General features: G+C 67.0%; 23 protein-coding genes and 1 tRNA gene. 20 read left to right on the top strand and 4 right to left on the bottom strand.

The window, feature by feature from the left end; translation table 11 throughout:
• Positions 1-6: 6 nt before the first annotated feature.
• The 6 genes from rseP (at position 7) to V2S85_RS17705 (ending at position 6631) form a co-directional block, all read left to right on the top strand.
• Positions 7-1386 (top strand): RIP metalloprotease RseP, encoded by a 1380-nt coding sequence (gene rseP, locus V2S85_RS17730; RefSeq protein ID WP_330704171.1) that lies wholly within the window; start codon positions 7-9, stop codon positions 1384-1386.
• 174 nt (positions 1387-1560) lie between these two features.
• Positions 1561-4227, top strand: coding sequence for an outer membrane protein assembly factor BamA (bamA, locus tag V2S85_RS17725; protein WP_330704170.1), 2667 nt, complete (start codon positions 1561-1563; stop codon positions 4225-4227).
• Complete coding sequence (locus V2S85_RS17720) at positions 4227-4952, top strand: OmpH family outer membrane protein (protein WP_330704169.1); 726 nt, start codon at positions 4227-4229, stop codon at positions 4950-4952. The genes bamA and V2S85_RS17720 overlap by 1 nt, the downstream gene beginning before the upstream one ends.
• 15 nt (positions 4953-4967) lie before the next feature.
• On the top strand, positions 4968-5420 hold the full coding sequence (gene fabZ, locus V2S85_RS17715) for a 3-hydroxyacyl-ACP dehydratase FabZ (RefSeq protein WP_330704168.1): 453 nt from the start codon (positions 4968-4970) through the stop codon (positions 5418-5420).
• Between the two features lie 200 nt (positions 5421-5620).
• Complete coding sequence (gene rpmE / locus V2S85_RS17710) at positions 5621-5848, top strand: 50S ribosomal protein L31 (RefSeq protein WP_008996844.1); 228 nt, start codon at positions 5621-5623, stop codon at positions 5846-5848.
• A gap of 189 nt (positions 5849-6037) precedes the next feature.
• Complete coding sequence (locus tag V2S85_RS17705) at positions 6038-6631, top strand: superoxide dismutase family protein (protein ID WP_330704167.1); 594 nt, start codon at positions 6038-6040, stop codon at positions 6629-6631.
• Positions 6632-6706: 75 nt separating this feature from the next.
• On the opposite strand, the gene V2S85_RS17700 is transcribed toward V2S85_RS17705, so the two are convergent.
• The gene (locus V2S85_RS17700; RefSeq protein ID WP_330704166.1) at positions 6707-7339 is read right to left on the bottom strand and encodes a 2OG-Fe(II) oxygenase; all 633 of its coding nucleotides are present in this window, start codon (positions 7337-7339) and stop codon (positions 6707-6709) included.
• A 179-nt stretch (positions 7340-7518) separates the two neighbouring features.
• Between V2S85_RS17700 and V2S85_RS17695 the strand changes: the two genes are divergently transcribed.
• From V2S85_RS17695 to V2S85_RS17650, 10 genes are all read left to right on the top strand, one after another.
• Positions 7519-7595: transfer RNA gene (locus tag V2S85_RS17695), tRNA-His, on the top strand.
• Positions 7596-7729: 134 nt separating this feature from the next.
• Positions 7730-8464: a heme ABC transporter permease CcmC gene (gene ccmC / locus V2S85_RS17690; RefSeq protein ID WP_330704165.1), complete on the top strand. Its 735-nt coding sequence runs from the start codon at positions 7730-7732 to the stop codon at positions 8462-8464.
• Positions 8464-8616 (top strand): hypothetical protein, encoded by a 153-nt coding sequence (locus V2S85_RS17685; protein WP_330704164.1) that lies wholly within the window; start codon positions 8464-8466, stop codon positions 8614-8616. Before ccmC ends, V2S85_RS17685 begins: the two co-directional genes overlap by 1 nt.
• Complete coding sequence (gene ccmE, locus V2S85_RS17680; protein ID WP_330704163.1) at positions 8616-9074, top strand: cytochrome c maturation protein CcmE; 459 nt, start codon at positions 8616-8618, stop codon at positions 9072-9074. The genes V2S85_RS17685 and ccmE overlap by 1 nt, the downstream gene beginning before the upstream one ends.
• A complete protein-coding gene (locus V2S85_RS17675; RefSeq protein ID WP_330704162.1) occupies positions 9071-11038 on the top strand; it encodes a heme lyase CcmF/NrfE family subunit in 1968 nt (655 codons plus the stop codon). The genes ccmE and V2S85_RS17675 overlap by 4 nt, the downstream gene beginning before the upstream one ends.
• Positions 11035-11616, top strand: coding sequence for a DsbE family thiol:disulfide interchange protein (locus V2S85_RS17670; RefSeq protein ID WP_330704161.1), 582 nt, complete (start codon positions 11035-11037; stop codon positions 11614-11616). Before V2S85_RS17675 ends, V2S85_RS17670 begins: the two co-directional genes overlap by 4 nt.
• Positions 11613-12038 (top strand): cytochrome c-type biogenesis protein, encoded by a 426-nt coding sequence (locus tag V2S85_RS17665; RefSeq protein WP_330704160.1) that lies wholly within the window; start codon positions 11613-11615, stop codon positions 12036-12038. The genes V2S85_RS17670 and V2S85_RS17665 overlap by 4 nt, the downstream gene beginning before the upstream one ends.
• Positions 12035-12715 (top strand): tetratricopeptide repeat protein, encoded by a 681-nt coding sequence (locus V2S85_RS17660; protein WP_330704159.1) that lies wholly within the window; start codon positions 12035-12037, stop codon positions 12713-12715. The genes V2S85_RS17665 and V2S85_RS17660 overlap by 4 nt, the downstream gene beginning before the upstream one ends.
• A gap of 124 nt (positions 12716-12839) precedes the next feature.
• The gene (locus V2S85_RS17655) at positions 12840-14792 is read left to right on the top strand and encodes a potassium transporter Kup (RefSeq protein ID WP_330704158.1); all 1953 of its coding nucleotides are present in this window, start codon (positions 12840-12842) and stop codon (positions 14790-14792) included.
• A 307-nt stretch (positions 14793-15099) separates the two neighbouring features.
• Positions 15100-16215 carry a TonB family protein gene (locus V2S85_RS17650; protein WP_330704157.1) on the top strand — a complete coding sequence of 372 codons (1116 nt, stop codon included), beginning with the start codon at positions 15100-15102 and terminating at the stop codon, positions 16213-16215.
• Positions 16216-16333: 118 nt separating this feature from the next.
• Here the strand turns inward: V2S85_RS17650 and V2S85_RS17645 are convergent, their stop codons facing one another.
• Entirely contained in the window at positions 16334-16999 is a 666-nt protein-coding gene (locus V2S85_RS17645; protein ID WP_330704156.1) for an extensin family protein, read from the bottom strand.
• Positions 17000-17223: 224 nt separating this feature from the next.
• On the opposite strand from V2S85_RS17645, the gene V2S85_RS17640 reads away from it, so the two are divergent.
• The 3 genes from V2S85_RS17640 (at position 17224) to V2S85_RS17630 (ending at position 21129) form a co-directional block, all read left to right on the top strand.
• Positions 17224-18357, top strand: coding sequence for a phosphoserine transaminase (locus tag V2S85_RS17640; RefSeq protein WP_330704155.1), 1134 nt, complete (start codon positions 17224-17226; stop codon positions 18355-18357).
• 141 nt (positions 18358-18498) lie between these two features.
• Positions 18499-20082: a phosphoglycerate dehydrogenase gene (gene serA, locus V2S85_RS17635; RefSeq protein ID WP_330704154.1), complete on the top strand. Its 1584-nt coding sequence runs from the start codon at positions 18499-18501 to the stop codon at positions 20080-20082.
• Positions 20083-20220: 138 nt separating this feature from the next.
• A complete protein-coding gene (locus V2S85_RS17630; RefSeq protein ID WP_330704153.1) occupies positions 20221-21129 on the top strand; it encodes a helix-turn-helix domain-containing GNAT family N-acetyltransferase in 909 nt (302 codons plus the stop codon).
• A 4-nt stretch (positions 21130-21133) separates the two neighbouring features.
• Here V2S85_RS17630 and V2S85_RS17625 read toward each other — a convergent pair whose 3' ends face one another.
• Complete coding sequence (locus tag V2S85_RS17625) at positions 21134-21913, bottom strand: EF-hand domain-containing protein (protein WP_330704152.1); 780 nt, start codon at positions 21911-21913, stop codon at positions 21134-21136.
• Positions 21914-22064: 151 nt separating this feature from the next.
• On the opposite strand from V2S85_RS17625, the gene V2S85_RS17620 reads away from it, so the two are divergent.
• Positions 22065-23204: an ATP phosphoribosyltransferase regulatory subunit gene (locus tag V2S85_RS17620; RefSeq protein ID WP_330704151.1), complete on the top strand. Its 1140-nt coding sequence runs from the start codon at positions 22065-22067 to the stop codon at positions 23202-23204.
• Positions 23205-23257: 53 nt separating this feature from the next.
• On the opposite strand, the gene V2S85_RS17615 is transcribed toward V2S85_RS17620, so the two are convergent.
• Positions 23258-23556, bottom strand: a 299-nt coding sequence (locus V2S85_RS17615; RefSeq protein WP_330704150.1) for a hypothetical protein, incomplete at its 5' end; no start/stop codon positions are given.

The raw sequence follows: 23556 nt of genomic DNA, 5'->3' as shown, positions 1-23556 counted from the left end.
TAAAGCTTGACCGGTTCCCCAGGACTTCTGACGACGATCTTCGCCTTCCTCCTGGTGCTGGGGCCGCTGGTCCTCATCCATGAACTGGGGCACTATCTCGTCGGCCGCCTGTTCGGCGTGAAGGCCGATGCCTTCTCGATCGGCTTCGGCAAGGAACTGGCGGGCTGGACCGACAGGCGCGGCACCCGCTGGAAGCTCTCCGTGCTGCCGCTGGGCGGCTACGTCCAGTTCGCGGGCGACATGAACCCGTCGAGCGCGCCGAGCGCCAGCGACGCGCGCCTCAGCCCGCAGGAGCGGGCGCAGACCTTCCATGCCAAGCCGCTGTGGCAGCGCGCGCTGATCGTGCTGGCCGGGCCGATGACCAACCTGCTGCTGTGCGTGGCGATCTTCGCGGGCTTCTACGGCACGTATGGCCGCGTCGTCGCCGATGCCGAGATCAGCGGGTTCGAGGCCGGTTCGCCCGCCCAGGCGGCGGGGCTGCGCATCGGCGACCGCATCGTCGCGATCGATGGTGAGCGCATGGACGGCGCGATCGACGTCGCCGGACGCGTCGCCTATTTCCCGGGCAAGACGCTGCCCTTCGCGGTCGAGCGGCAGGGGCGCGAAGTCGTCGTGCCCGTCACGCTCGCCACGCGCGAGATGAGCGACCAGTTCGGCAACAAGGCACGGATTGGCGACCTCGGCGTGCGGATGACGCCGCCGCTGGTAGGCGGCTTCTACGGCGATTCGCCGGCCGAGGCGGCAGGCCTGCGCATCGGCGACCGCATTCTCTCGGTGAACGGCCGCCCGGTGGCGGGTTTCGAGGATATTCCCGCGCTCGTGCAGCCGCAGGCGGGCCATGCGGTGTCCGTGGCCGTGCGCCGCGACGGGCAGGTGCTGACGATCCCCGTCAGGGTCACCGAGGGCACCGTCCCCGACGCGCAGGGCAAGCCGCAGAAGGTCGGCCAGATCGGCGTGCGGGCCGGGCGTCTCGAGCGTGTGGCGCCGCTGCGAGCGGTGGCGCTGGGCTTCGACCAGAGCTTCAAGGTCATGGGCGACATGGTCACCGGGATCGGCCAGATCTTCACCGGCGACCGCTCGGTGCGCGAACTGGGCGGGCCGGTCAAGATCGCGCAATATTCCGGACAGCAGTTCACGCTGGGCTGGGAAGCCTTCGTGTCCTTCGCGGCGCTGATTTCGATTAACTTGGCATTCATCAACCTCCTGCCAATTCCTGGCCTCGACGGCGGACATCTGGCTTTCTACGCGGCCGAACTGGTTCGTCGCAGGCCTTTGGGTGTACGCAGTCAGGAGTGGGCGATCCGCACGGGCGTGGCGCTGGTCCTCGCTCTCATGGTGTTCGTCACGGTCAATGACCTGGCGTCTCTCCCGATTTTCGGGGGATAGCCTGGAGGGATTCACTAGCCATCACATTGTTGCCGGGTTTTGTCTGCTTGATCGGGACGGCTCCATCGGGCAGATGGCTCCGATTGCCTGCGGGTCTGGGTGCGTCCCCGCGGGTGGTCTGTTTTTCATCGCGAAAGCGAATACGGGATTTTGCGTAGAATGATCGGACGGGAAATGGTTCGCAGCGCTGGACGCGGCACCGCAGGGCGCTGGGCCCCACAAGTCGCGGCGATGCTCCTTGGAACCACCATCCTCTCGGCACTGCCGATGGAGGCTTCGGCCCAGGCGGCAAAGGCGAATACGGGCAAGACCGGCAAGCGCACGCCGGTCCCGGCCGCGCCTGCGGCTCCTGCGCCCGCCGCCGTCGCCCCGGTCGAGGAAGGCCAGCCGATCGAGACCATCGTGGTGAAGGGCGCCGAGCGCCTGGAGCCGCAGACGGTGCTGTCCTACATCAAGATGCGCGTCGGTCAGAGCTATACCAAGGTGACAGCCGACGCCGCGCTCAAGGATCTCTACGCGACCGAGCTGTTCAAGGACGCGCAGGTCGCTTTCGACGGCGGCGTGGTGACGATCACGGTTCAGGAGAACCCGGTCGTCAACCGCATCATCCTCGAAGGCAACAAGCGCATCAAGGACGACAAGATCCTGCCGGAGATCAAGGTCGCCCCGCGCCAGATCTTCACCCGCTCCAAGATCCGCGCCGACGTGGCGCGCATCATCGAGCTGTACAAGCGCCAGGGCCGCTACGCCGCGACCGTCGAGCCGAAGATGGTCTCGCTCGACCAGAACCGCGTCGACATCGTCTTCGAGATCACCGAGGGCGACAAGTCCAAGGTCCGCCAGATCAACATCATCGGCAACGAGCACTTCTCCGATGGTGAACTGCGCGGCCAGATGGTGACCAAGCAGGCGCGCTTCACCCGCCTGTTCAGCTCGGGCACGAGCTACGATCCGGACCGCATGGCCTTCGACCAGCAGAAGCTGCGCCAGTTCTATCTGACGCAGGGCTATGCCGACTTCCGCGTCGTCTCGGCCGTGGCCGAGCTGACGCCGGACAAGAAGGACTTCATCATCACCTACGTGGTGGAGGAAGGGAAGCGCTACAAGTTCGGCGACGTCAAGGTCGAGAGCCAGCTGCGCGACTTCGACGGCGAGAAGCTGGCCAAGAACCTCATCATGCACAAGGGCGACTGGTACAACGCCAAGCAGGTCGAGGATACGATCGACGGCCTGAACGAGACCGCCGGCACCTTCGGCTATGCCTTCGCCGACGTGCGTCCGCAGTACGATCGCGACAAGGAAAACCTCACCATGGGGTTGACCTTCGTGATCCAGGAGGCGCCGCGCGTCTACGTCGAGCGTATCGACATCAACGGCAACACGCTGACTCAGGACAAGGTCGTGCGCCGCGAGTTCCGTCTCGCCGAGGGTGACGCGTTCAACTCGCTGCAGGTCAAGCGTTCGACCAACCGCATCAAGTCGCTCGGCTACTTCCAGGAGAAGTTCGAGGTCGAGCAGAAGCCCGGCAGCGCCGACGACCGCATTCTGCTGGAAGCCAACGTCGAGGAGAAGCCGACCGGCGAACTCCAGCTTTCGGCCGGTTTCTCAAGCCTTGAAAGCTTCATCTTCCAGGCCTCGATCCGCCAGCGCAACTTCCGCGGTCGCGGCCAGACGGTGGGCCTTTCGGGCAGCATCTCGCGCTATTCCAAGAGCGTGGAGCTGAGCTTCGTCGAGCCCTACCTGATGGACAAGAACGTCTCGCTGGGCGTCAACATCTATCGCCGCGACTACAACAGCTTCAACTACTACAACTCCGACCGCAACACGACGTACGAGCAGTCGACCACCGGTATCCAGGCCCGCGCCGGCGTGCCGCTGACCGAGTACCTGACCGCCGTGGGCAGCTACACGCTGAACTACGACGACGTCAGCCTGGACAAGGACACCTACTACTCGACGCGTGAGGACGGCACGCTCAAGTGCGACCCGCTCTATGCCGGCCGCTACCTGTGCGACGCGATCGGCAAGCGCCTCAGCTCGATCGTCGGCATGTCGCTGATCTACGACACGCTCGACAACCGCCAGCGTCCGACGCGCGGCATCACCGCCTCCATCAACCTCGACGTCGCGGGCCTCGGCGGCGACGTGCGCTATGCCCGCCTGCGCGGCAATGCGTCCAAGTTCATGAACCTGGGCAAGGGCTTCATCTTCTCGCTCTCGGCCGAGGGCGGCGCGATCAAGGGGCTGGCCGGGCAAGACATCCGCCTGACCGACCGCTTCTATCTCGGCGAACCGCAGATCCGTGGCTTCGCGATCCGCGGTGTCGGCCCGCGCGTGCTGCGCAAGACCATTACGGACGGCGTGGAATCGACCAAGCGCAGCGAATGGTCGGACGATGCCGTGGGCGGTAACTATTACTACATGGGCCGCGCCGAACTCGAACTGCCGCTCGGTGCCGGTGCGCGCGAAATGGGTCTGCGTCCCTCCATCTTCGCCGATGTCGGCGCGGTGTGGGGCGTCAAGCAGCCGACCCTTACGGATTGCAAGAACGGCTGTATCCCGACGTACTACACGAAGGACTCGAACGGCGTGGACACCACGACGACGACGACCTCGTCGACCGACTCCAGCGGTCGCCAGCTGACCGCCACCGGCAACTATGCCTACAACTTCAACGAGTATTTCGTCGGCGATACGTGGAAGCCGCGTGTCGCCGTCGGTATCGGCGTGAACTGGAACTCGCCCTTCGGCCCGTTCCGCATCGACTTCTCGCGCGTCCTGCTCAAGCAGGAGGGCGATGATCCCAAGGCCTTCACTTTCAACGTGGGAACCCAGTTCTGATGACTACCAGGAACAAGACCATCGCGCTGGCCGCCGCCGGCCTCGCGTTCGCCACCGTCGCCGCGCAGCCCGCGCTGGCAGCCAAGAAGGATGCCGCTCCGGCCGCTGCCGCTCCCGCAGCCGGTGGCAACATCGTGCAGGGTCTCGGCGTCGCCAGCTTCGACGCGGTGATCGCCAACTCGAACGCCTACAAGACCGCCGAGACTCAGCGCCAGACCACCTTCAAGGCGCAGTTCGACCAGGCGCAGACCCGCCAGAACGCGCTCAACGCCCAGATCAAGCCGCTGATCGACAAGTTCAACGCCGATCGCCAGGGCGGCAAGGCCACCCAGGCCTCGCTCGAGCAGCAGGCCGGTGCGATCCAGCAGATCCAGGAGAACGGTAAGGCCGAACTCCAGCGCATCCTGCAGCCGGTCGGCCTGTCGCAGGCTTACGTCAACGAGCAGATCGAGGACAAGCTGAACGACGCCGTCAAGGCGGCGATGACTAAGAAGGGCGTGTCGATCCTGATCTCGCCCGACGCGATCCTCGCGGTCAACGGCGGCGCCTACAACCTCAACCAGGACATCCTGAACGAGCTGAACACGTCGATCCCCTCGGCCCAGCTGGTCCCGCCGGCAGGCTGGGAACCGCGCCAGGTCCGCGAGCAGCGCGCCCAGGCCGCCGCCGCGCAGGGCCAGGCCCCGGCCGGCGCCGCTCCGGCGACGCAGCCTTCGGGCCGCTGATCGGACGTCACGGGCATGAGCGATAAGGCCGAAGTCGTGTACGACACCGCGAAGATCCTGGCGGCGCTTCCGCATCGCTACCCGATGCTGCTCGTCGACCGCGTGGTCTCGATCTCCGAGGAGGAGATCGAGGCGGTCAAGGCGGTGAGCTTCAACGAGGACTTCTTCCAGGGGCACTTCCCCGGCCGTCCGATCATGCCCGGCGTCCTCCAGATCGAGGCGCTGGCGCAGGCCGCAGGCATCCTCGCGATCGAGAGCCTCGGCCTCGCGGGGACCGGCAAGCTGGTGTACTTCATGGCGATCGAGGACGCGAAGTTCCGCGCCCCCGTGACCCCGGGGCACCTGCTGACGCTGCGCACCGGCTTCGTGCAGAAGCGCTCGCGCGTCTGCAAGTTCTGGGGCAAGGCCTCGATCGACGACAAGGTGACCTGCGAGGTCAACTTCACGGCGATGATCGCGGATAGTTGATATTGAAGCCAACTCCGCTCATCCTGAGCTTGTCGAAGGATCGGCCGCAGTGCCTGCCTTTGGGGGCTTCGACAGGCTCAGCCTGAGCGGGATTGGAACGGTACAGGTATCCACCCTTGCATTTCGGTCCGCTTCGCTGTAAGCGCGCCGCTTTCCAAGCCAGGCCGGTCGGAACCGGCCACATGCGAAAGAGATTTACCATGAAGGCCGATACGCACCCCGACTACCACACCATCACGGTGCAGATGACCGATGGCAGCACATTCCAGACCCGCTCGACCTGGGGCAAGGAAGGCGACACGCTGGTTCTGGACATCGACCCGACCTCGCACCCGGCGTGGACCGGCGGCAAGGCCCAGCTTCAGGACGGTGGCCGCGTGGCCCAGTTCAACAAGCGTTTCGGCGGTCTCTCGCTCACGAAGAAGTGATCGCGCGGCCCACGGGCCGACATCGCTTTATCGAGAAGGCGGTCCATTCGGGCCGCCTTTTTCGTTATGCGCCGGGCGCGACGGAACTTTCCGGCGAGACTTGCGATTGCCTTTCATGTGCAGCCCTTTAGGGTCCGCCCCGACGCGCGGTCCGGGCGTGTATCGGGCCAGCAAGACCGGAGAAACCAAATGAAGCGATCCTCCCGCATCCTCGCCGCATCGGCGGCACTGCTCTCGCTCGCCGGGGCGGCTCATGCCGCCGACGAGCATGCCGGGCATGCAGCCACTCCCGCTGCCGCCACCGCAGCCACCACGGTCGCCGCCGCGCCGATGATCCATGCCGACGTGATCGGTCTCGACGGCAAGAAGCTGGGCATGGTCATGCTGCAGGAAACTCCCGCCGGCGTGCTGGTCAGCGCCGAGGTGCAGGGCATCCCGGCGGGCGAGCATGGCTTCCACTTCCACCAGAAGGGCCTGTGCGAGACCGCGACCAAGTTCGACAGTTCGGGCGGCCACTTCGCGGGCGGCGAGCACCAGCACGGCTACATGGTCGCGACCGGCCCGCACGGCGGCGACATGCCCAACCAGAACGTCGGCGCCGACGGCGTGCTCAAGACGCAGGTACTGAACACCGGCGTGACGCTCTCGCCGGGGCCCAAGTCGCTGCTCGATGCGGACGGCTCGGCGCTGGTGATCCATGCCGGCACCGATGACTACACCAGCCAGCCGTCGGGCAATGCCGGTGGGCGAATCGCCTGTGCGGTGATCGCTGCGGCGAAGTAACGGAACGGAGCGTCGTCCCGGATGGTTTTCCGGCCGGACGGTTTTCCGGCGAGATGATTTTCCGGGACGACGGTTTCAGCCCCAGGGCCGCTCGCGGTACCACTGGGTGATGACGTACTTGCGCCCCTTGCGCACTTTCATCGCGTGATGGAGCGTCGCCGCGTTGGGGCTGCCGTCCGCGCGGCGGTTGTTCCATGCGATGACTTTGCCGGCTTCCGGCTGGATCATCTTGTCGATCACCTTGAAGCGCGTGGCGCCGCCGGCCTCGACGTCGTTCAGGTAGACCATGAAGGTCCAGGTCCGCTGTCCGGCCGTGGCGCAGAACTTTTCGAAATCGGCGCTGTTCGGCTCGAAGTAGTCGGTGTGCGCCTTGAATTCCTGCCCGACCTCGTAGCGCTGGCCCTGCAGTGGTTCGGCGTGGCTGCGGTCGATTCCCGAGAGCTGCGACAGCGCCTCCGCCAGCCCCGCGACGACCGGATAGTCCGGCGACAGGTCGCAAGTGGAACTGGTGCGAAAGGCGTCGTCGCCGTTGTAGTCGGCGATCGTCGAGGGGCGGTTGTTCGTCTCGATCAGGTCGATCAGTTCGGCGCAGGTTTCCCGGCTCAGGAACTCGCGCAGGATGAACAGGTCCAGCCGCGAGGAGGGGAAGCGCTGCGCGCCGGGGCGCGAAAGCAGTCTTGCAGCCGATGATTCGCCGGGTCCGTCCATGGCGTGACCTTAGCCACGGGCAGCGCGAAGGAAAATCGGGGCGTTGCCTTCGCCGGGGAATTTTCGTGCCCTCGCATTTTTGCTTTGCAAGAATCCCCTCGCTGTGCAAAAGGCGCGCTCCGCATCGGAGGCACCCGCTTCCCTTGCCGGATGCGGCGCCCGCAAGTCGGGCGCCTGTGGCGATCGTAGCTCAGTTGGTTAGAGCGCCGGTTTGTGGTACCGGAGGTCGTGGGTTCGAACCCCATCGATCGCCCCATTTTCTCCCTTTTACCACAGTATGATGCGCCGAACGGCAGCATGATACCAATGCCCGATTGGCGGGCGAAAAGCGCTGTGCTTTGATCTGAGTCACTTGCTCCTTTCAACCCGCACTATAGAAGCGCGCCTGTCATGCACGGCTTTGCCAATCCCGCCCGTTTCCTGCGCATCGCGCGCTGGCTCATGCCGATGTGCATGGGGCTCGGCCTCGTCGTCGCCTTCGCGGCGCTGGGCTGGGGGCTGTTCGTCGCGCCCGCCGAGCGTCTTCAGGGCGAGACGGTGCGGATCGTCTACCTGCACGTCCCCGCCGCATGGCTGGGCATGGCCGGGTGGATGGGCATCGCCGGGGCGAGCTTCACCGAACTCGTCTGGCGCCATCCGCTGGCGGGCATCGCCGCCAGGGCCTGCGCGGTGCCGGGCGCGGTGTTCACCGCCGTATGCCTCGTCACCGGCTCGCTGTGGGGACGGCCCGCCTGGGGCACCTGGTGGGTCTGGGACGGGCGGCTGACCTCGATGCTGGTGCTGCTGTTCCTCTACTTCGGCTGGATGGCGCTGTCGCAGGCGAGCGAGGCTTCGGACGGCGGCCAGAACCGCGCCCCCGCGATCTTCGGGCTGGTCGGCGCGGTCAACGTGCCGATCATCCATTATTCGGTGATCTGGTGGAACAGCCAGCACCAGCCGCCGAGCATCACGGCCGGCGGGTCGGCGATGTCGGGCGATTTTCTCGTGCCGCTGCTGGCCGCGATGCTGGGCTTCACCCTGATCTTCGCGGGCGTGGTGCTGGCGCGGATGCGCGCGATCCTGGCCGGGCAACAGGCCGAGGCGCGGCTTCGCCGCAAGGCCCGCGCCGAAGTGGAAGCGTTCTGATGCGCGAGATGATGAACCCCTGGACCTTCGTGGTCGCCGCCTACGTCGTGGGCGTGGGCGCGACGCTGGGCATGGTGGCGTGGTCGCTGCTCTCGATGCGCCGGGCCGAGAAGCGGCGCGATTCGGCGCGCGGCTCCGGAGGCGTGCGCTGATGGCGACGGCCGTGAAAGCCAAGCACCAGCGCCTCGTGCTGCTGGTCGTCGCGCTGGTCGTGCTGATCGGCGCGGCGCTGCTCGCCGCCTGGGCGCTGCGCAACCAGGCCAGCTATTTCTACGTGCCGAGCGAGATCGTCGCCAAGCCGCCGGAACCGGACCGCGCGGTGCGCCTCGGCGGCATGGTGGAGAAGGGCTCGCTCAAGACGGCGGCGGACGGCGTGACGATCAATTTCGCCGTGCAGGACGGCAAGGCGCGGGTGCCGGTGACGTTCCACGGCATCGTGCCGTCGCTGTTCGTCGAGGGATCGGGCGTCGTCGCCGAAGGCAGGCTGCGGGCGGACGGCACGTTCGTCGCCGACAACCTGCTCGCCAAGCACGACGAGAACTACGTACCGCGAGAGATGCAGGACATGACCAAGGAACAGGCCCAGAAGGTCATGCAGGAAACCAAATGATCGCGGAACTAGGGCTTGCCGCCCTCTGGCTGGCAGCGGCGCTGGCGGCGCTGCAACTCGTGTCCGGCGTGCTGGGACTGACGCAGCGCGGCGCGGTGCTGGGCGAGGCGGTGCGGCCCGTCGCGGTGGTGCAGGGCGTGTTGGCGCTGCTCGCCTTCGCCTGTCTCATCTACGTCTTCGCGGTCACCGACCTGTCGGTGAAGCTGGTCGCGCTCAATTCGCATTCGATGAAGCCGCTGGTGTTCAAGATCGCCGGGGCCTGGGGCAATCACGAGGGCTCGATGCTCCTGTGGGTGACGGTGATGGGCCTTGGCGGCGGCTTCGTGGCGCTGGTCGAGAAACGGTTGCCCGAACGCACCATGCTGGCGACGCTGGCCGGGCAGGCTTTCGTGAGCCTGGGCTTCTACGCCTTCCTGCTGATCGCCTCCAACCCATTCGAGCGGCTGTCGCCGGCGCCTGCGGAGGGCAATGGCCTCAACCCGTTGCTGCAGGATCTCGGCCTCGCGTTCCATCCGCCGACGCTCTACCTCGGCTACGTCGGGCTCTCGATCGCGTTCAGCTTCGCGATCGGCGCGCTGGTCACGCGCGAGGTCGGCCCGGCCTTCGCCAAGGCGATGCGGCCCTGGGTGCTGGGGGCGTGGATATTCCTCACCGTGGGCATCACCGCCGGTTCGTACTGGGCCTATTACGAGCTGGGCTGGGGCGGCTGGTGGTTCTGGGATCCGGTCGAGAACGCCTCGCTGATGCCCTGGCTGGCGGCGACGGCGCTGCTCCATTCGTGCGGCGTGCTGGCGGCGCGCAATGCGCTGAGGGCCTGGACGATCATGCTGGGCGTGGTCGCCTTCTCGATGTCGATGATCGGCACGTTCCTCGTGCGTTCGGGCATCCTGACGAGCGTGCATGCCTTCGCGGTCGATCCGCAGCGCGGCACTTTCATCCTCGCACTGCTGGCGATCTACATCGGCGGGGCGCTGACCCTGTTCGGCCTGCGTGCCTCCACCGTGACCGAGGGCGAGCGCTTCGCCGTGGTCAGCCGCGAAGGCGCGCTGGTGGTCAACAACGTGATGCTCTCGGCGATCCTGGGGATCGTGCTGTTCGGGACGCTCTATCCGCTGTTCGCCGAGGCGATGGGGGCCAAGGTCTCGGTCGGGCCGCCGTACTTCAACCCGATGAGCGCGCTGTTCGCGGGGCCGATGCTGGTGGTGCTGATGGTCGGGCCGCTGCTGCGCTGGCGGCGGGACCAGTTCTCGCGCGTCCGGCGCGGGCTGGTGATCCCGGCGATGCTGGTCGTCGCGGCGGGGATCGGGTTGGCCTTCGTCGGCGGCATCGCGCTGCTGCCCTACCTCGGCCTGGCGCTGGCGGTGGGGCTGGCATGGGCAAGCCTGTTGCCGCTCAAGGGCCGCAACTTGCGCCGCACGCCGCTGCCGATCTGGGGCATGGTCGTCGCGCATTTCGGCATTGCCGTCGCGCTGTTCGGGATGAGCAGCGAGAGCGCCTTCTCGGTCGAGAAGCTGGTGGCGGTGCGCGCCGGAGAGGCAGTCGCGGTGGGGCCCTGGGGCGTCAAGCTCGACACCGTCGAGCCGGTCGCCGGGCCGAACTGGACCGCGCTGGAGGCGAGGCTGTTGGTGCGCTATGGCACGGACGGCAAGGTCGAGCGGATGCTGCCGCAGTCGCGCAGCTTCTGGGCGCCGCCGCAGCAGACCAGCGAATCGGCGCTGCTGACGCGCTGGAACGGGCAGCTTTACGCGGTTCTCGGCGGCGAGGCGCCCAAGGTGGATGGCGAGAAGGACGGCCGCTGGCAGCTGCGCCTGTGGTGGAAGCCGTTCGCGCCGCTGATCTGGATCGGCGGGCTGATGATCGCATTCGGCGGCCTGCTGGCGCTGCTCGGCCGCGTGGCGACGGACCTCAGGCGCATCATCGCCCGGGACAAGATCGCCTATCGGCGCGAGCAGCAGGGACGATGAGCGTGGCACCTAACGGCACCCAAGGTAACCACAACGGCACCAGGCGACACGCACGATGGGCGATCTGGTTGCCGCTGGCGCTGTTCCTCGGCTTCGTGGCGCTGGTCATGGTCGGGCTCTATCGCCCTGCCGACCGCAATGTCGCCAGCCAGCTCGTCGGCAAGCCGATGCCGCGGTTCGACCTGCCGGCCGCGCTGCCCGGCAGGCCGGGGCTGGACAGCAAGGTGCTCGCCAACGGCAAGCCGCATCTGGTCAATATCTTCGCCAGCTGGTGCATCCCCTGCCGCGTCGAAGCGCCGCAGCTGGGCGCGCTGGCGAAGGCCGGGGTGCCGATCGAGGGCATCTCGGTGCGCGATACCACGGAGAACCTCCACGCCTTCCTCGAAGCCAACGGCGATCCGTTCCAGCGCGTCGGTGCGGACGACGACGGCAAGGTGCAGCTGGCGCTCGGATCGTCCGGCGTGCCGGAAACCTACGTCGTCGATGGCAAGGGCATCATCGTCTATCAGCACATCGGCGAGATCCGGCCCGAGCATCTCGGCCTGCTGCTGGAGAAGCTGAAGGAGGCCGGGCAATGAGGGGGCATGGGAAGCGCCTGATCGCTCTCGTCGCCCTGACCCTCGCGGCGCCCGTCTTCGCGCAGGAGGAGCAGTCCACCGCGCCTTACGCCTATCGCCAGCTGAGCGATCCGGCGAAGGAGGCGAGGGCGCAGGATCTCATGGTCACGCTGCGCTGCCTGCAGTGCCAGGGCCAGTCGATCGCCGATTCGGACGCGCCGATCGCCGGCTCCATGCGCAGCCTCGTGCGCGAGCGGATCGCGGCGGGGGAAACGCCCGAGCAGATCCGCGCCTGGCTGATCGAGCGCTATGGCGACTACGTCAGCTACGCCCCCCAGCTGACCACCCTGACCTGGCCGCTGTTCGCGGTGCCGGCCGTGCTGCTGCTGATCGCGGGGCTGCTGCTGCGCCGCCGCTTTTCCGGGAAAGGGCAGGAGCAGTGACCTGGTTCTTCGTCATCGCCCTTGCCCTGCTGGTGCTGGCGGCGCTGCTGTTCGTGTTCAAGGTGCCGCGCGGCACGCGTGAGGCGGTCGCCTCGGCGCTGCTGCTGGGCATCGCGGGCTACGTCCTGCAAGGCAGTCCGAAACTTGCCGGGGCACCGAAGGAGGCCGATGAATCGGTCTCCGCCGATCCCGCCGCGCTGGTCGAGGGCCGCGCCAAGGTCACCAACAGCGGCATCCCGACCAACAACCGCTGGGTCGTCATCGCCGATGGGCTCGCTCGCAACGGGCGCTATGCCGATGCCGCCGAAGTGCTGCGCGGCGCGGTGGAGGACAACCCGAAGAACGCCGACGCCTGGCTGGCGCTGGCCAACGCGCTGGTCGCCCACGCCGACAACATGCTGACGCCGCCCGCGCTCTATGCCTATCGGCGTGCGATCGACGCCGAGCCGGATGCGCCCGGCGCACGCTTCTTCCTCGGCCTCGCCTATGCGCGCGAAGGCCGGCTGGCCGAGGCGCGCGAACTGTGGGTCGAGGTTGTGAAGAACGCACCGGAAGATGCGCCCTGGCGGCTGCCGCTGGCGCAGCAACTGATGCGTCTCGATGCTGCGATCGCGGCGCAAAACGGTCAGGCCCCGGCCGAATCGGCGCCCGTTCAGCCCGGCCCGGCCAATCCCTGAACGGAACATTGCCGCCGGGCGCCGGGATTGTAAGTATCGTTGCTTGGCCCCATTCATGCTGCTAACGGCGCAAGCCTGCCGCAGCCGCTCTAGCGTGTCTGCGAGTCCATTACAGGACGCATGAATGAGTGATTCTCCAGCAGACACACCTTACGTTCCTTCGACGGCGGGTGAGTCTCACAGTTCGGGCGGCCATCACGGCCACGGTTCGGGCAATATCACCAAGCTCGCGCTTGGCGCCGTCGGCGTCGTCTTCGGCGACATCGGCACCAGCCCCCTCTATGCCTTCCGCGAAACCTTCGTCGGCCCGCACCCGCTGGCGATCGACGAACTACACGTACTCGGCGTCGTCAGCCTGATCTTCTGGTCGATGACGCTGGTGGTGTCGGTGCAGTACGTCGGCGTGCTGATGCGCGCGGACAACAAGGGGCAGGGCGGCAGCCTCGCGCTCGTCGCGCTGATTTCCGGCGTGATCCGCAAGTCCGGCTATGGCCCGCTGGTGGTGCTGCTGGGCGTCTTCGCGACCTCGCTGTTCTATGGCGATTCGATGATTACCCCGGCGGTCTCGGTGCTGTCGGCGGTCGAGGGCCTCACCGTTGTCCAGTCCGACCTCGCGCCCTTCGTGCTGCCGATCGCGCTGGTGCTGCTGATCGCGCTGTTCGTCATCCAGAAGAGCGGCACCGCCAAGATCGGCGCGCTGTTCGCGCCGGTCATGGTCACCTACTTCACCGTGCTCGCAGTGCTGGGCATCTACCATCTGGTCCAGATGCCCGAGGTGCTGGTGGCGCTGAACCCGTGGTACGCGATCCAGTTCTTCCTGACCGACAAGATCCTCGGCTTCCTCGCGCTCGGCTCGGTGGTGCTGGCGGTGACGGGGGCGGAGGCGCTCTATGCCGACATGGGGCACTTCGGGCGCGGCCCGCTGCGGCTGTCGTGGTTCGCCTTCGTGATGCCCTGCCTGCTCATCAACTACTTCGGGCAGGCGGCGATGATCCTCGGCCTCGACGACGCGCAGGCGGCGGTCGCGATGGAGAACCCGTTCTTCAACCTCGCGCCCGAATCGCTGCGCCTGCCGCTGGTGATCCTGGCGACCTGCGCCACCTTCATCGCCAGCCAGGCGGTGATCTCGGGCGCGTTCTCGATCACCCATCAGGCGATGCAGCTGGGCTTCATCCCGCGCCTTTCCACCCGCCACACCAGCGAGCACGAGGCGGGCCAGATCTACATCCCCTTCGTCAACTGGGCGCTGATGACCGGCGTGATCGTGCTGGTCCTGGTGTTCCAGAACTCGTCGAACCTCGCCTCGGCCTACGGCATCGCGGTGACCGGGGCGATGCTGATCGACACCTGCCTGATGGCGGTGATGCTGGTGGTCGTGTGGAAATGGCACAAGGCGCTGGCGATCCCGGTGATCGTCACGTTCTTCGTGGTCGATGGCGCCTACTTCGCCGCTAACGCCACCAAGATCCCCGACGGCGGCTGGTTCCCGCTGATGATCGGCGGCATCGCCTTCACCCTGCTGACGACGTGGAACAAGGGCCGCCGCCTGATGCGCGACCGCATGACCGAGGCCGCGCTGCCGCTCAACGTCTTCGCCAAGAGCGCGCACGGCAGCGCCGCGCGGGTGCCGGGCACGGCGATCTTCATGGCCTCCAGCAACATGGGCGTGCCCTCGGCGCTGCTCCACAACATCAAGCATAACAAGGTGCTGCACGAGCGCGTGGTGGTGCTGACGGTGGAAGTGCAGGACGGCCCCTATGTGGAGCCGGAGGATCGCTTCACCGTCGTCGATCTGGGGCAGGGCTTCTACCGATTGACGCTGCGCTACGGCTTCATGGAGGAGACCGACATTCCCGCCGCGCTGGCGCATGCGCCGATGTGCGGTGGCCCGTTCGAGATGATGAAGACCAGCTTCTTCCTCTCGCGCCAGACGCTGGTGCCTTCGGAAAAGCCGGGCATGGCGATCTGGCGCGAGAAGCTGTTCGCGTGGATGATGCGCAATGCGGCCAGCGCGATGGAGTTCTTCCGCCTGCCGACGAACCGCGTGGTGGAACTGGGCAGCCAGCTGGAGATTTGACGGGCCTTCGAGGGCAGGGATGAGTTTTCCGTTCCGCGACCCGTCATCCTGAACTTGTTTCAGGATCCATTGGGCGGTTTTCCCGGCAGGCACATGTCACCATCGGCGCTCCCGGTTTGCTGCGGCAAAGCGCCGGGCCTGAGGCGCGATGGACCCTGAAACAAGTTCAGGGTGACGAAGCGGGAGCGGAAGACCGGTGGGCGATTCCCCTCCTTTGAAGGGGATCGGGCTCAAATCTGTTTCCGATCTGTCCTTGTCCTGTCTTGGCAACGTGTTAGCCTGAATTCTCCGGACAAGGAGATCAGGCATGGTGGCGGTTGCTCTGGCAGTTCTGATGGCGGTGGCGGCGCCTCCTGCGGTCCCTCCGCCGCCGGTCGTCGCCGATGAATTCCGCCGTTCCAGCGAACGCGGCCTTGCCGCCTGGACTCCCGGGGAGGTGCGCTGTGATGGCGGCGCTCTCGTCTCCGGCGCGCCGCTGCGCCGTCCGCTGAACACCATCGGCTGGCGCGGGCCGAACGCGCAGCAGTCGGTGACGCTGCGTTTCGACATCGACGCCAGTGGCCGACCGGTCTCGATCACGCGCGGGGATGCCCGCTTCGTGCCCAACGACGACATCGCGCCCGCGCTCGCCGCCAGTCGGTTCCCGGCCAGGGCGCACAGCGCCTGCTCGGTGACGTATGCGGTCGCGGTGGAGCCTTTCGCGACTGCGTCGGTGCCCGATCTGGTGTCCTACACGGTGTCACCGCTCAACGGGCAACTGCCGATGCCGGGCTGGGAACGCATCCGCGAAGGCGGCAACTGCGCCGACGCCCCGCGCCCGCAGCCGCTGGTGCGCGCGCTCCCGGATTTCGCGAAGCTGCCCGGCACCCCCGGCATGAAGGAATGGGCGCTGGTGACGTACGACACCGATGCGGGCGGCAAGCCGGTGAACGTGCGGATCGGCACCGGCACCGGCAACAAGGCGCTCGATGCGGCGGCGGTCAAGGCGATGCGCGAATCGCGCTTCACCGGCGGTGCGCGCAAGGGGTGTTCCTATCCCTACTGGCGCCAGCCCGAAGTGCTCCCCGCGCCGCCGATGCCGGAAAAGAGCGCGTTTCCCGCAGGCGACAAGTGCCCGGCCGGGCAGGACTGGGCGAGCCAGCCGGTGCTGCGCTTCCCGCAGGCCTACAACCGCCGCCGGATCGAGGGCTGGGCGGTCGTCAGCTACGACATCGCGCCGTGGGGGGCGGTGGGCAATGCCAAGGTACTGGCCGCGCAGCCTTCCGACGACTTTGGACGGCAGGCGCTGCAGGTGATCCAGTCGGCCAAGGCGGCGCCCTCGCAGGAAGGTCGCAGTGGCTGCATCGAACGCATCCGTTTCGCGATCCATCCAGACGCGGGCGACAGCGACGACGCGCCCGATCCGATCATCCTCGGCGGCTGAGCCCCGTTCCTCCCGGGAACCTCACCTTCCGTCATTGCGAGCGTGGCGAAGCAATCCAGGGCGACCTCAACCGCCCCGGATTGCTTCGCTGCGCTCGCAATGACGAATGGGCGCGTCGTCAGCGGCAGAAATCCGCGCCGTCCGCCTCAAGATGGAAGTGGTTCTCGTGCGCGGCGTTGTAACCGGGGCCCAGCGTTGTGCCGAAGCGCTTGCAGGCGCTGTCGTGGACCACGCGCAGGAAGCGGCGTTCGGCGGGCGTGCCGCCGTTCCAGCCGGTCAGCACGGTGATGCGTCGTCCGTCGCCAAGGACGAAGCCAGAGACGTCGATGGCATTGGCACTGGCATGACCCGACCGGCGTGAAGTGCCCGCGACGTTGCGGCACGAATAACTGCCGAACGTCTCTATCTTCACCAGCCGGCTGCCGAGGATCTGCTGCGCCGCGCGGTCCACGCCGTAGCGTGCCCAGCCCGCAAAGGCCGTCGATGTTGCGCAAGTCACGGGGCCGAGCCCGGAAACGGTCACCGTGGCGTCGTCGGTGTTGAGGGCGGCCAGCTTGACCGTCCCCACCGTGGAGCAGGCGCTGCCGTACCAGCGATCCTCGACCGGGGTGAACACGGCCTGCTGCGCGCTGAGAGTCGACAGGCACTGCCGCAGTTCGGGGCGCGGCGGCGATGGGCGGGGGCGACTCGCCATGTGATTCGGCCGTCGGTTCGAAGGCGCCGGACGGTCGATGCACCCGCTGAGCACGGCGAGCAGGGGGAGGGTGAACAAAATTCTGCGCATGGGTCCAAGCTCTTGGCCAAGCTTCTTGGGGGGAGAGTGCCTTAACCTGTGCTTATCCGTGCCTTACACGGCGGCAGGGCGCCATATGGGTGCGACCGTTTTGCACAGTGAACTGACCGCCCTTTGGCCTGCAAGACGATTGACATCCCCGTAGGTGCCACTAGGAGCGGCTCCGGGCCACGCGGTCCCAACGCCGCGCGTGCTCTCTGTAAGGAGAGTCAGAAATGACTGATTTGATTGCCGTTCCCGCGCGTAAACCTGCTCGTCCGCAGTTCTCTTCCGGACCTTGCGCCAAGCCGCCCGGCTATTCCCCCGAAAAGCTCGCCACCGAATCGCTGGGTCGTTCGCACCGTGCGAAGATCGGCAAGACTCGCCTCGCCTACTGCATCGACCTGATGCGCGAAGTGCTGCAGCTGCCGGATACCCACCGCATCGGCATCGTCCCGGGTTCTGACACCGGCGCCTTCGAGATGGCCATGTGGACCATGCTCGGCCAGCGCGCCGTGACCACGGTTGCGTGGGAAAGCTTCGGCGAAGGCTGGGTGACGGACGCCGCCAAGCAGCTCAAGCTCGATCCCACCGTGATCCGCGCCGACTACGGCCAGCTGCCCGACCTCACCCAGATCGATTTCAGCAACGACGTGCTGTTCACCTGGAACGGCACCACCTCGGGCGTGCGCGTCCCCAACGCCGACTTTATCCCGGCCGACCGCGAAGGCCTGACTTTCGCCGACTCGACCTCGGCGGTGTTCGCCTACGACATCGACTGGTCGAAGATCGACGTCGCCACCTTCTCCTGGCAGAAGGTTCTGGGCGGCGAGGGCGGCCACGGCGTCCTCATCCTCGGCCCCCGCGCGGTCGAGCGTCTGGAAACCTACACCCCGGCATGGCCGCTTCCCAAGGTGTTCCGCCTCGTTTCCAAGGGCAAGCTCGCAGAGGGCGTGTTCAAGGGCGAGACGATCAACACCCCCTCGATGCTCGCCGTCGAGGACGCGATCTTCGCGCTGGAATGGTCGAAGTCGCTGGGCGGTCTGGAAGGTCTGAAGGCCCGTTCGGACGCCAACGCCGCTGCCCTTGGCAAGATCGTCGCCGAGCGTGACTGGCTGGGCCACCTTGCGGTGGACGAGGCGACCCGTTCGAAGACCTCGGTCTGCCTGACCGTCGAAGGTGCCGACGCCGACTTCATCAAGAAGTTCGCTGCCCTGCTCGAAAAGCAGGACGCCGCCTACGACGTCGCCGGATACCGCGATGCCCCTGCGGGCCTGCGCATCTGGTGCGGCGCCACCGTCGATACCCAGGATATCGAGGATCTCGGTCCCTGGCTCGACTGGGCCTACGCCACCGTCAAGGCTGGCTGACTTTCTTAAGCCCTCTCACCTTTAGGGGAGAGGGTTGGGAGAGGGGCTCACCCCTCCCGTTTTTCCAGACATCAAAGGGCCGGGGTGCGGCATATTCCCCTCTCCCCGGCCCTCTCCCCTGAAGGGGAGAGGGAGACTATTATGACCAAGCCCAAAGTCCTCATTTCCGACAAGATGGACCCCAACGCCGCCCGCATCTTCGAGGAGATGGGCTGTGACGTAGACGTCATCACCGGCGAGAACCCGGAACAGCAGATCGCCCGCATCGGTGAATACGATGGCCTCGCCATCCGTTCGTCGACCAAGGTGACCAAGGAAATGCTCGCCGCCGCCAAGAACCTCAAGGTCATCGGCCGCGCCGGCATCGGTGTCGACAACGTCGACATCCCGGCCGCCTCGGCGCAGGGCGTCGTGGTGATGAACACGCCGTTCGGCAACTCGATCACCACCGCAGAGCACGCCATCGCGCTGATGTTCGCGCTCGCCCGCCAGCTGCCCGAAGCCAACGCGCAGACCCAGCAGGGCCTGTGGCCGAAGAACGGCTTCATGGGCGTCGAAGTCACCGGCAAGACGCTCGGCCTGATCGGCGCGGGCAACATCGGCTCGATCGTCGCCAGCCGTGCGCTGGGCCTGCGCATGAAGGTCGTCGCCTTCGACCCGTTCCTGACGCCAGAGCGCGCCGTGGAAATGGGCGTCGAGAAGGCGGACCTCGAAACGCTGCTCGCCAAGGCGGACTTCATCACGCTGCACACGCCGCTGACGGACCAGACCCGCAACATCCTCTCGGCCGAGAACCTCGCCAAGACCAAGAAGGGCGTGCGCATCATCAACTGCGCACGCGGTGGCCTGGTGGACGAAGCCGCGCTGAAGGCGGGCCTCGATTCGGGCCACATCGCGGGCGCCGCTCTCGACGTGTTCCAGACCGAACCGGCGAAGGATTCGCCGCTGTTCGGCACCCCGAACTTCATCTGCACCCCGCACCTCGGCGCATCGACCACCGAAGCGCAGGTCAACGTGGCGCTGCAGGTTGCCGAGCAGATGGCCGACTACCTCGTCAACGGCGGCGTCACCAACGCGCTCAACATGCCGTCGCTGAGCGCCGAGGAAGCCCCGAAGCTCAAGCCCTACATGAAGCTGGCCGAAGTGCTGGGTTCGATGGTCGGTCAGCTGACCGTGGACTCGGTGCCGCGCATCTCGATCCACGTCGAGGGCGCTGCCGCCGAACTGAACCAGAAGCCGATCACCGCCGCCGTCCTCGCCGGCTTCCTGCGCGTGCAGTCGGCCACGGTGAACATGGTCAACGCCCCGTTCCTGGCGAAGGAGCGCGGCCTCGAAGTGCGCGAAGTGAAGACCGAGCGCGAGGGCGACTACCACACCCTGATCCGCGTTTCGGTGAAGACCGAAGCGGGCGAGCGTTCGGTGGCTGGCACGCTGTTCAACAACGTCGAGCCGCGCCTTGTCGAGATGTTCGGCATCAAGGTCGAGGCGGAACTGGACGGCTCGATGCTCTACATCGTCAACGAGGACGCGCCGGGCTTCATCGGCCGCATCGGTACGCTGCTGGGCGAGAACGCGATCAACATCGGCACCTTCAACCTCGGCCGCCGCGCGGCTGGCGGCGAAGCGGTGCTGCTGCTCTCGGTCGACGGCGATCTCTCGGCCGGGCTGCTGGAGCAGGCGCGCGCGCTGCCGGGCGTGAAGACCGTCAAGGCGCTGACGTTCTAAGCTGACGCTTTAACAGGCTCCCAACGAAAGGGGGTCGGTGCCTTGCGGCGCCGGCCCCTTTTTAGTTCGTGAGGCGTCGTTTGCCTCGCGGTTCTTGATATTGTTGACTCAGTCAACATAATAGATCAAGGCTGGCGCATGAACCAGGCCATCGACGCGATCCGCACCTTCAACCGCTTCTTCACCCGGCACGTCGGCGCCATCGACGCGCGCTTTCTCGACACCGACGCGAACCTGCCGGAAGCGCGCCTCCTGTTCGAGATCGCACGGCTGGGGCCGGTGCTGGCCAATGTCCTGCAGGCCGAGCTGGGCCTCGATCGCGGTTATCTCAGCCGGATGATTGCCCGGTTCGAGGAGCGGGGCTGGGTCGCGCGGGACCGGCTCGACAGCGACGCGCGTGCCCGCCCGATCCGGCTGACGCAGGCGGGGCAGGCGGCGTTCGAAGAGATCGACGGGCGCCAGCGCGATGCCGTCGCGCACGATCTGGAACGCCTGAGCGCGACCGAGCGCGACGATCTGGTGCAGGCGCTGACAAGGGGGCGGCTGCTGCTGGATCGCCAGGCGCCCGATGCCTTCACGATCCGCGATGCGCGAGTCGGCGAAGTCAGTCAGGTGGCGGCCCGTCAGTCGGTGCTCTACGCCGAAAGCCACAGTTGGGGCCGCGGACTCGAAGTGGTGGAGGCGGAAACCACTGCGGCGTTCCTGCGAAACTTCGATGCCGAGCGAGAGCGCTGCTGGGTCGCGGATCTGGGCGGGGTCATGGCCGGAGCAGTGTTCCTCACCGACGAGGGGGAAGGCACCGCTCGGCTGCGCCTGCTCCACGTCGAGCCTTTCGCGCGGCGGCGGGGCATCGGCGACGCGCTGGTCGCCGGCTGCCTCGATTTCGCGCGGGAGAAGGGCTACGCACAGGTGGTGCTATGGACGCATACCGTGCTCGAAGCCGCGCGCCGCATCTACGCGCGCAACGGCTTCGAGTGCATCGACACCCAGGTCCACCATACGTTCGGCGAACCGGTTCAGGGCGAGACCTGGCGCGTGCTGCTCTGACGGATCAGCGCGGCGGCGGGCCGCCCATCGGGCCGGGGCCGCCCGGGCCGCCGCGCATGCGGCCACCATCCTTGCCCTTGGGGCGCAGCTCTTCCATCGTCAGGTAGCCGTCGTGGTCGGCGTCGGCAGCCTCGAACAGCTTGCCTTCGTAGGCCAGCAGTTCCTCCAGCGAGACGCCGGCATCGTAATTGGTGTTGGCCTTGGCGATGACGGTGCCGGTCAGCGGCTCGATCAGCGCCGCCAGCATGCGGTCCTCGGGATCCTTGCCGGCATCGGGCATGATGGCCTCGGCGATCGGCCCGTCGCGGTCGCCGATCGCGGCGCCTTCCTGCGAGGCGGCCGAGCCCATGTCGCGCTGCCAGGCGGTGAATTCGGCGACCGAGATCGAGCCGTTGTGATCGGCATCGACGCGGGCGAAGCGGGTGCGGATGATCTCGGCGCGGCGGGCCTCGACGATCGCGTGCAGTTCGTCGAGCGTCACCGTGCCGTTGCGGTCGGTGTCGGCCTCGCGGAACATCGCGGTGACGACCTGGTCGAAGCGTTCGCGCTTGATCGGCTTGGGCTGGCGCGGGGCACGGGGCGCGCCGTCGCCGCCGGAGGGCGGGCCGCCGCCCATGTCACCGCCGCCGCCACCCATGTCGCCGCCCATGCCGCCGCCGCCCATGTCGCCGCCCATACCGCCCATGCCCTGGGCAAGTGCGTGAGGGGCGAATGCGGATGTCGCCAGCGCGATCAGCACGGGGGCGAGGATCGGCAGGCTCTTGCCGGGACGAGGCATCTTCATCGGTTCGTGATCTCCATTGCATGCGTCCCGCCAGACGATGGCGCGATGCTTAGCGGTTCCGGGTGTCGCTGCCGATGGGAAAATCGTCACCAATCGTCGCAGATTTGCGCATTCGACAACCGCGCCGCGTCGGGCTAAGGGCGCGGCCATTATGCAGGAAAACGACCGCGATCTTCTGCCCGAGGGACTGGGCGACCGACTGGTGCAACAGGCATGGACCTCGCAGACCGTGCGCCGCGCCGCGCATGACGTGTTGGCGAGCCACGGCTATGCGCGCGTCGAGACGCCGGTGCTCGAATTCGAGAAGGCGCTGGCGCACCGCATGGCGGGCGTGCAGGTGCGCCGCATGTTCCGCTTCGTCGATCCGGTGTCGCTGCGGATGCTGGCGCTGCGTTCCGACATCACCGCGCAAGTCGCGCGCATCGCCGCCACCGGGCTGGCAGAGGCGCCGCGTCCGCTGCGCCTGTCCTATTCGGGGCAGGTGGTGACGATCAAGGGCGACGGCCTCGATCCCGCCCGCGAACGCCTGCAGGTGGGCGCCGAACTCGTCGGTGCCGATTCGACTGAGGCCGTGGCCGAGATCGTCGAACTGGCGATCGAGACGCTGCGCGCGGCCGGGGCGACCGGGGTGTCGGTGGACTTCACGCTGCCCGACCTCGTCGATACGCTGAGCGCCGGCGCGCTGCCGCTGCCCGCGCAGAACATCGAGGCGGTGCGCCAGATGCTCGACGCCAAGGACGCAGGCGGGCTCGTCGATGCGGGCGGCGAGGCGTATCTGCCGCTGCTCTACGCAGTCGGCCCCTTCGACACCGCGATCGAGCGGCTGGCGGCATTCGATGCCGAGAACACGCAGGAGCGCGGGGTACTGGCATCGCGCATCGCCGCGCTGCGCGCCATCGCCGCGCGGGTGAGCGGCAAGGCGCGGCTGACGCTCGATCCGTCCGAGCGCCATGGTTTCGAATATCAGTCGTGGTTCGGCTTCACGATCTATGCAGACGGCATTCCCGGCAGCATGGGTCGCGGCGGTACTTACTCGATCCTCGGCCAGACCGGACGCAATCCCGAAGCCGCGACCGGTTTCTCGCTCTATCCCGATCCGCTGATCGAGAGCCTCTCCGCCGCAGCGGGCGAGGAGCGGCGCCTGTTCCTTCCGCTCGGCCACGACCGCGAAGTCGCGTCGCGCCAGCGCGCGATCGGCTGGGTGACGGTGGCGGCGCTGTCCGAAGCCGACGACGCGCTGGCCCTGGGCTGCTCGCACAAGCTGGAAGGCGGCGAGGCGGTCGCGCTTTAAAGAGCGATCGCCTCGGATACTGTTCACGGTCGGGCATCCGACATTTCGCATCGTCACCCTGAACTCGTTTCAGGGTCCATCATGCCGATTGGCGTGGTGGCCGGAATTACAACCCGCCAGCGCCGTTCGGTGAACTGACGCATTGGGCCATGCTGCAAGATGGACCCTGAAACGAGTTCAGGGTGACGGTAGCTTTGCCGTGTCGGCTTTGAATGTCGATCGACTCTAGCACTACTTTGGCAGAAGTTTGAAATGCGTGACTGATAGGCTCCCACCGCAATGAGGGCATTGGTCTGGCGGAGGTCTTGATATTCGGTCAATGATGGCCTGTCGGATGGCGGGCATGCTCGGC

The organism is Novosphingobium resinovorum, assembly GCF_036352595.1.
Taxonomy (GTDB): Bacteria; Pseudomonadota; Alphaproteobacteria; order Sphingomonadales; family Sphingomonadaceae; genus Novosphingobium; species Novosphingobium resinovorum_B.
Note: the sequence above shows the minus strand (reverse complement) of the source record. Positions and strands in the feature narration are given on the sequence as shown.

Bases quoted from the DNA above. Each gene is read 5' to 3' on its own strand.
- V2S85_RS17620 (WP_330704151.1), top strand. From the start codon at position 22,065: ATGCAGGAAAACGACCGCGATCTTCTGCCCGAGGGACTGGGCGACCGA.
- V2S85_RS17650 (WP_330704157.1), top strand. From the start codon at position 15,100: ATGGTGGCGGTTGCTCTGGCAGTTCTGATGGCGGTGGCGGCGCCTCCT.
- V2S85_RS17670 (WP_330704161.1), top strand. From the start codon at position 11,035: ATGAGCGTGGCACCTAACGGCACCCAAGGTAACCACAACGGCACCAGG.
- bamA (WP_330704170.1), top strand. From the start codon at position 1,561: ATGGTTCGCAGCGCTGGACGCGGCACCGCAGGGCGCTGGGCCCCACAA.
- V2S85_RS17675 (WP_330704162.1), top strand. From the start codon at position 9,071: ATGATCGCGGAACTAGGGCTTGCCGCCCTCTGGCTGGCAGCGGCGCTG.
- V2S85_RS17665 (WP_330704160.1), top strand. From the start codon at position 11,613: ATGAGGGGGCATGGGAAGCGCCTGATCGCTCTCGTCGCCCTGACCCTC.
- rpmE (WP_008996844.1), top strand. From the start codon at position 5,621: ATGAAGGCCGATACGCACCCCGACTACCACACCATCACGGTGCAGATG.
- V2S85_RS17700 (WP_330704166.1), bottom strand. From the start codon at position 7,339: ATGGACGGACCCGGCGAATCATCGGCTGCAAGACTGCTTTCGCGCCCC.
- V2S85_RS17645 (WP_330704156.1), bottom strand. From the start codon at position 16,999: ATGCGCAGAATTTTGTTCACCCTCCCCCTGCTCGCCGTGCTCAGCGGG.
- V2S85_RS17625 (WP_330704152.1), bottom strand. From the start codon at position 21,913: ATGAAGATGCCTCGTCCCGGCAAGAGCCTGCCGATCCTCGCCCCCGTG.
- V2S85_RS17655 (WP_330704158.1), top strand. From the start codon at position 12,840: ATGAGTGATTCTCCAGCAGACACACCTTACGTTCCTTCGACGGCGGGT.
- fabZ (WP_330704168.1), top strand. From the start codon at position 4,968: ATGAGCGATAAGGCCGAAGTCGTGTACGACACCGCGAAGATCCTGGCG.
- ccmE (WP_330704163.1), top strand. From the start codon at position 8,616: ATGGCGACGGCCGTGAAAGCCAAGCACCAGCGCCTCGTGCTGCTGGTC.
- V2S85_RS17640 (WP_330704155.1), top strand. From the start codon at position 17,224: ATGACTGATTTGATTGCCGTTCCCGCGCGTAAACCTGCTCGTCCGCAG.
- V2S85_RS17705 (WP_330704167.1), top strand. From the start codon at position 6,038: ATGAAGCGATCCTCCCGCATCCTCGCCGCATCGGCGGCACTGCTCTCG.
- serA (WP_330704154.1), top strand. From the start codon at position 18,499: ATGACCAAGCCCAAAGTCCTCATTTCCGACAAGATGGACCCCAACGCC.
- V2S85_RS17685 (WP_330704164.1), top strand. From the start codon at position 8,464: ATGCGCGAGATGATGAACCCCTGGACCTTCGTGGTCGCCGCCTACGTC.
- V2S85_RS17630 (WP_330704153.1), top strand. From the start codon at position 20,221: ATGAACCAGGCCATCGACGCGATCCGCACCTTCAACCGCTTCTTCACC.
- ccmC (WP_330704165.1), top strand. From the start codon at position 7,730: ATGCACGGCTTTGCCAATCCCGCCCGTTTCCTGCGCATCGCGCGCTGG.
- V2S85_RS17720 (WP_330704169.1), top strand. From the start codon at position 4,227: ATGACTACCAGGAACAAGACCATCGCGCTGGCCGCCGCCGGCCTCGCG.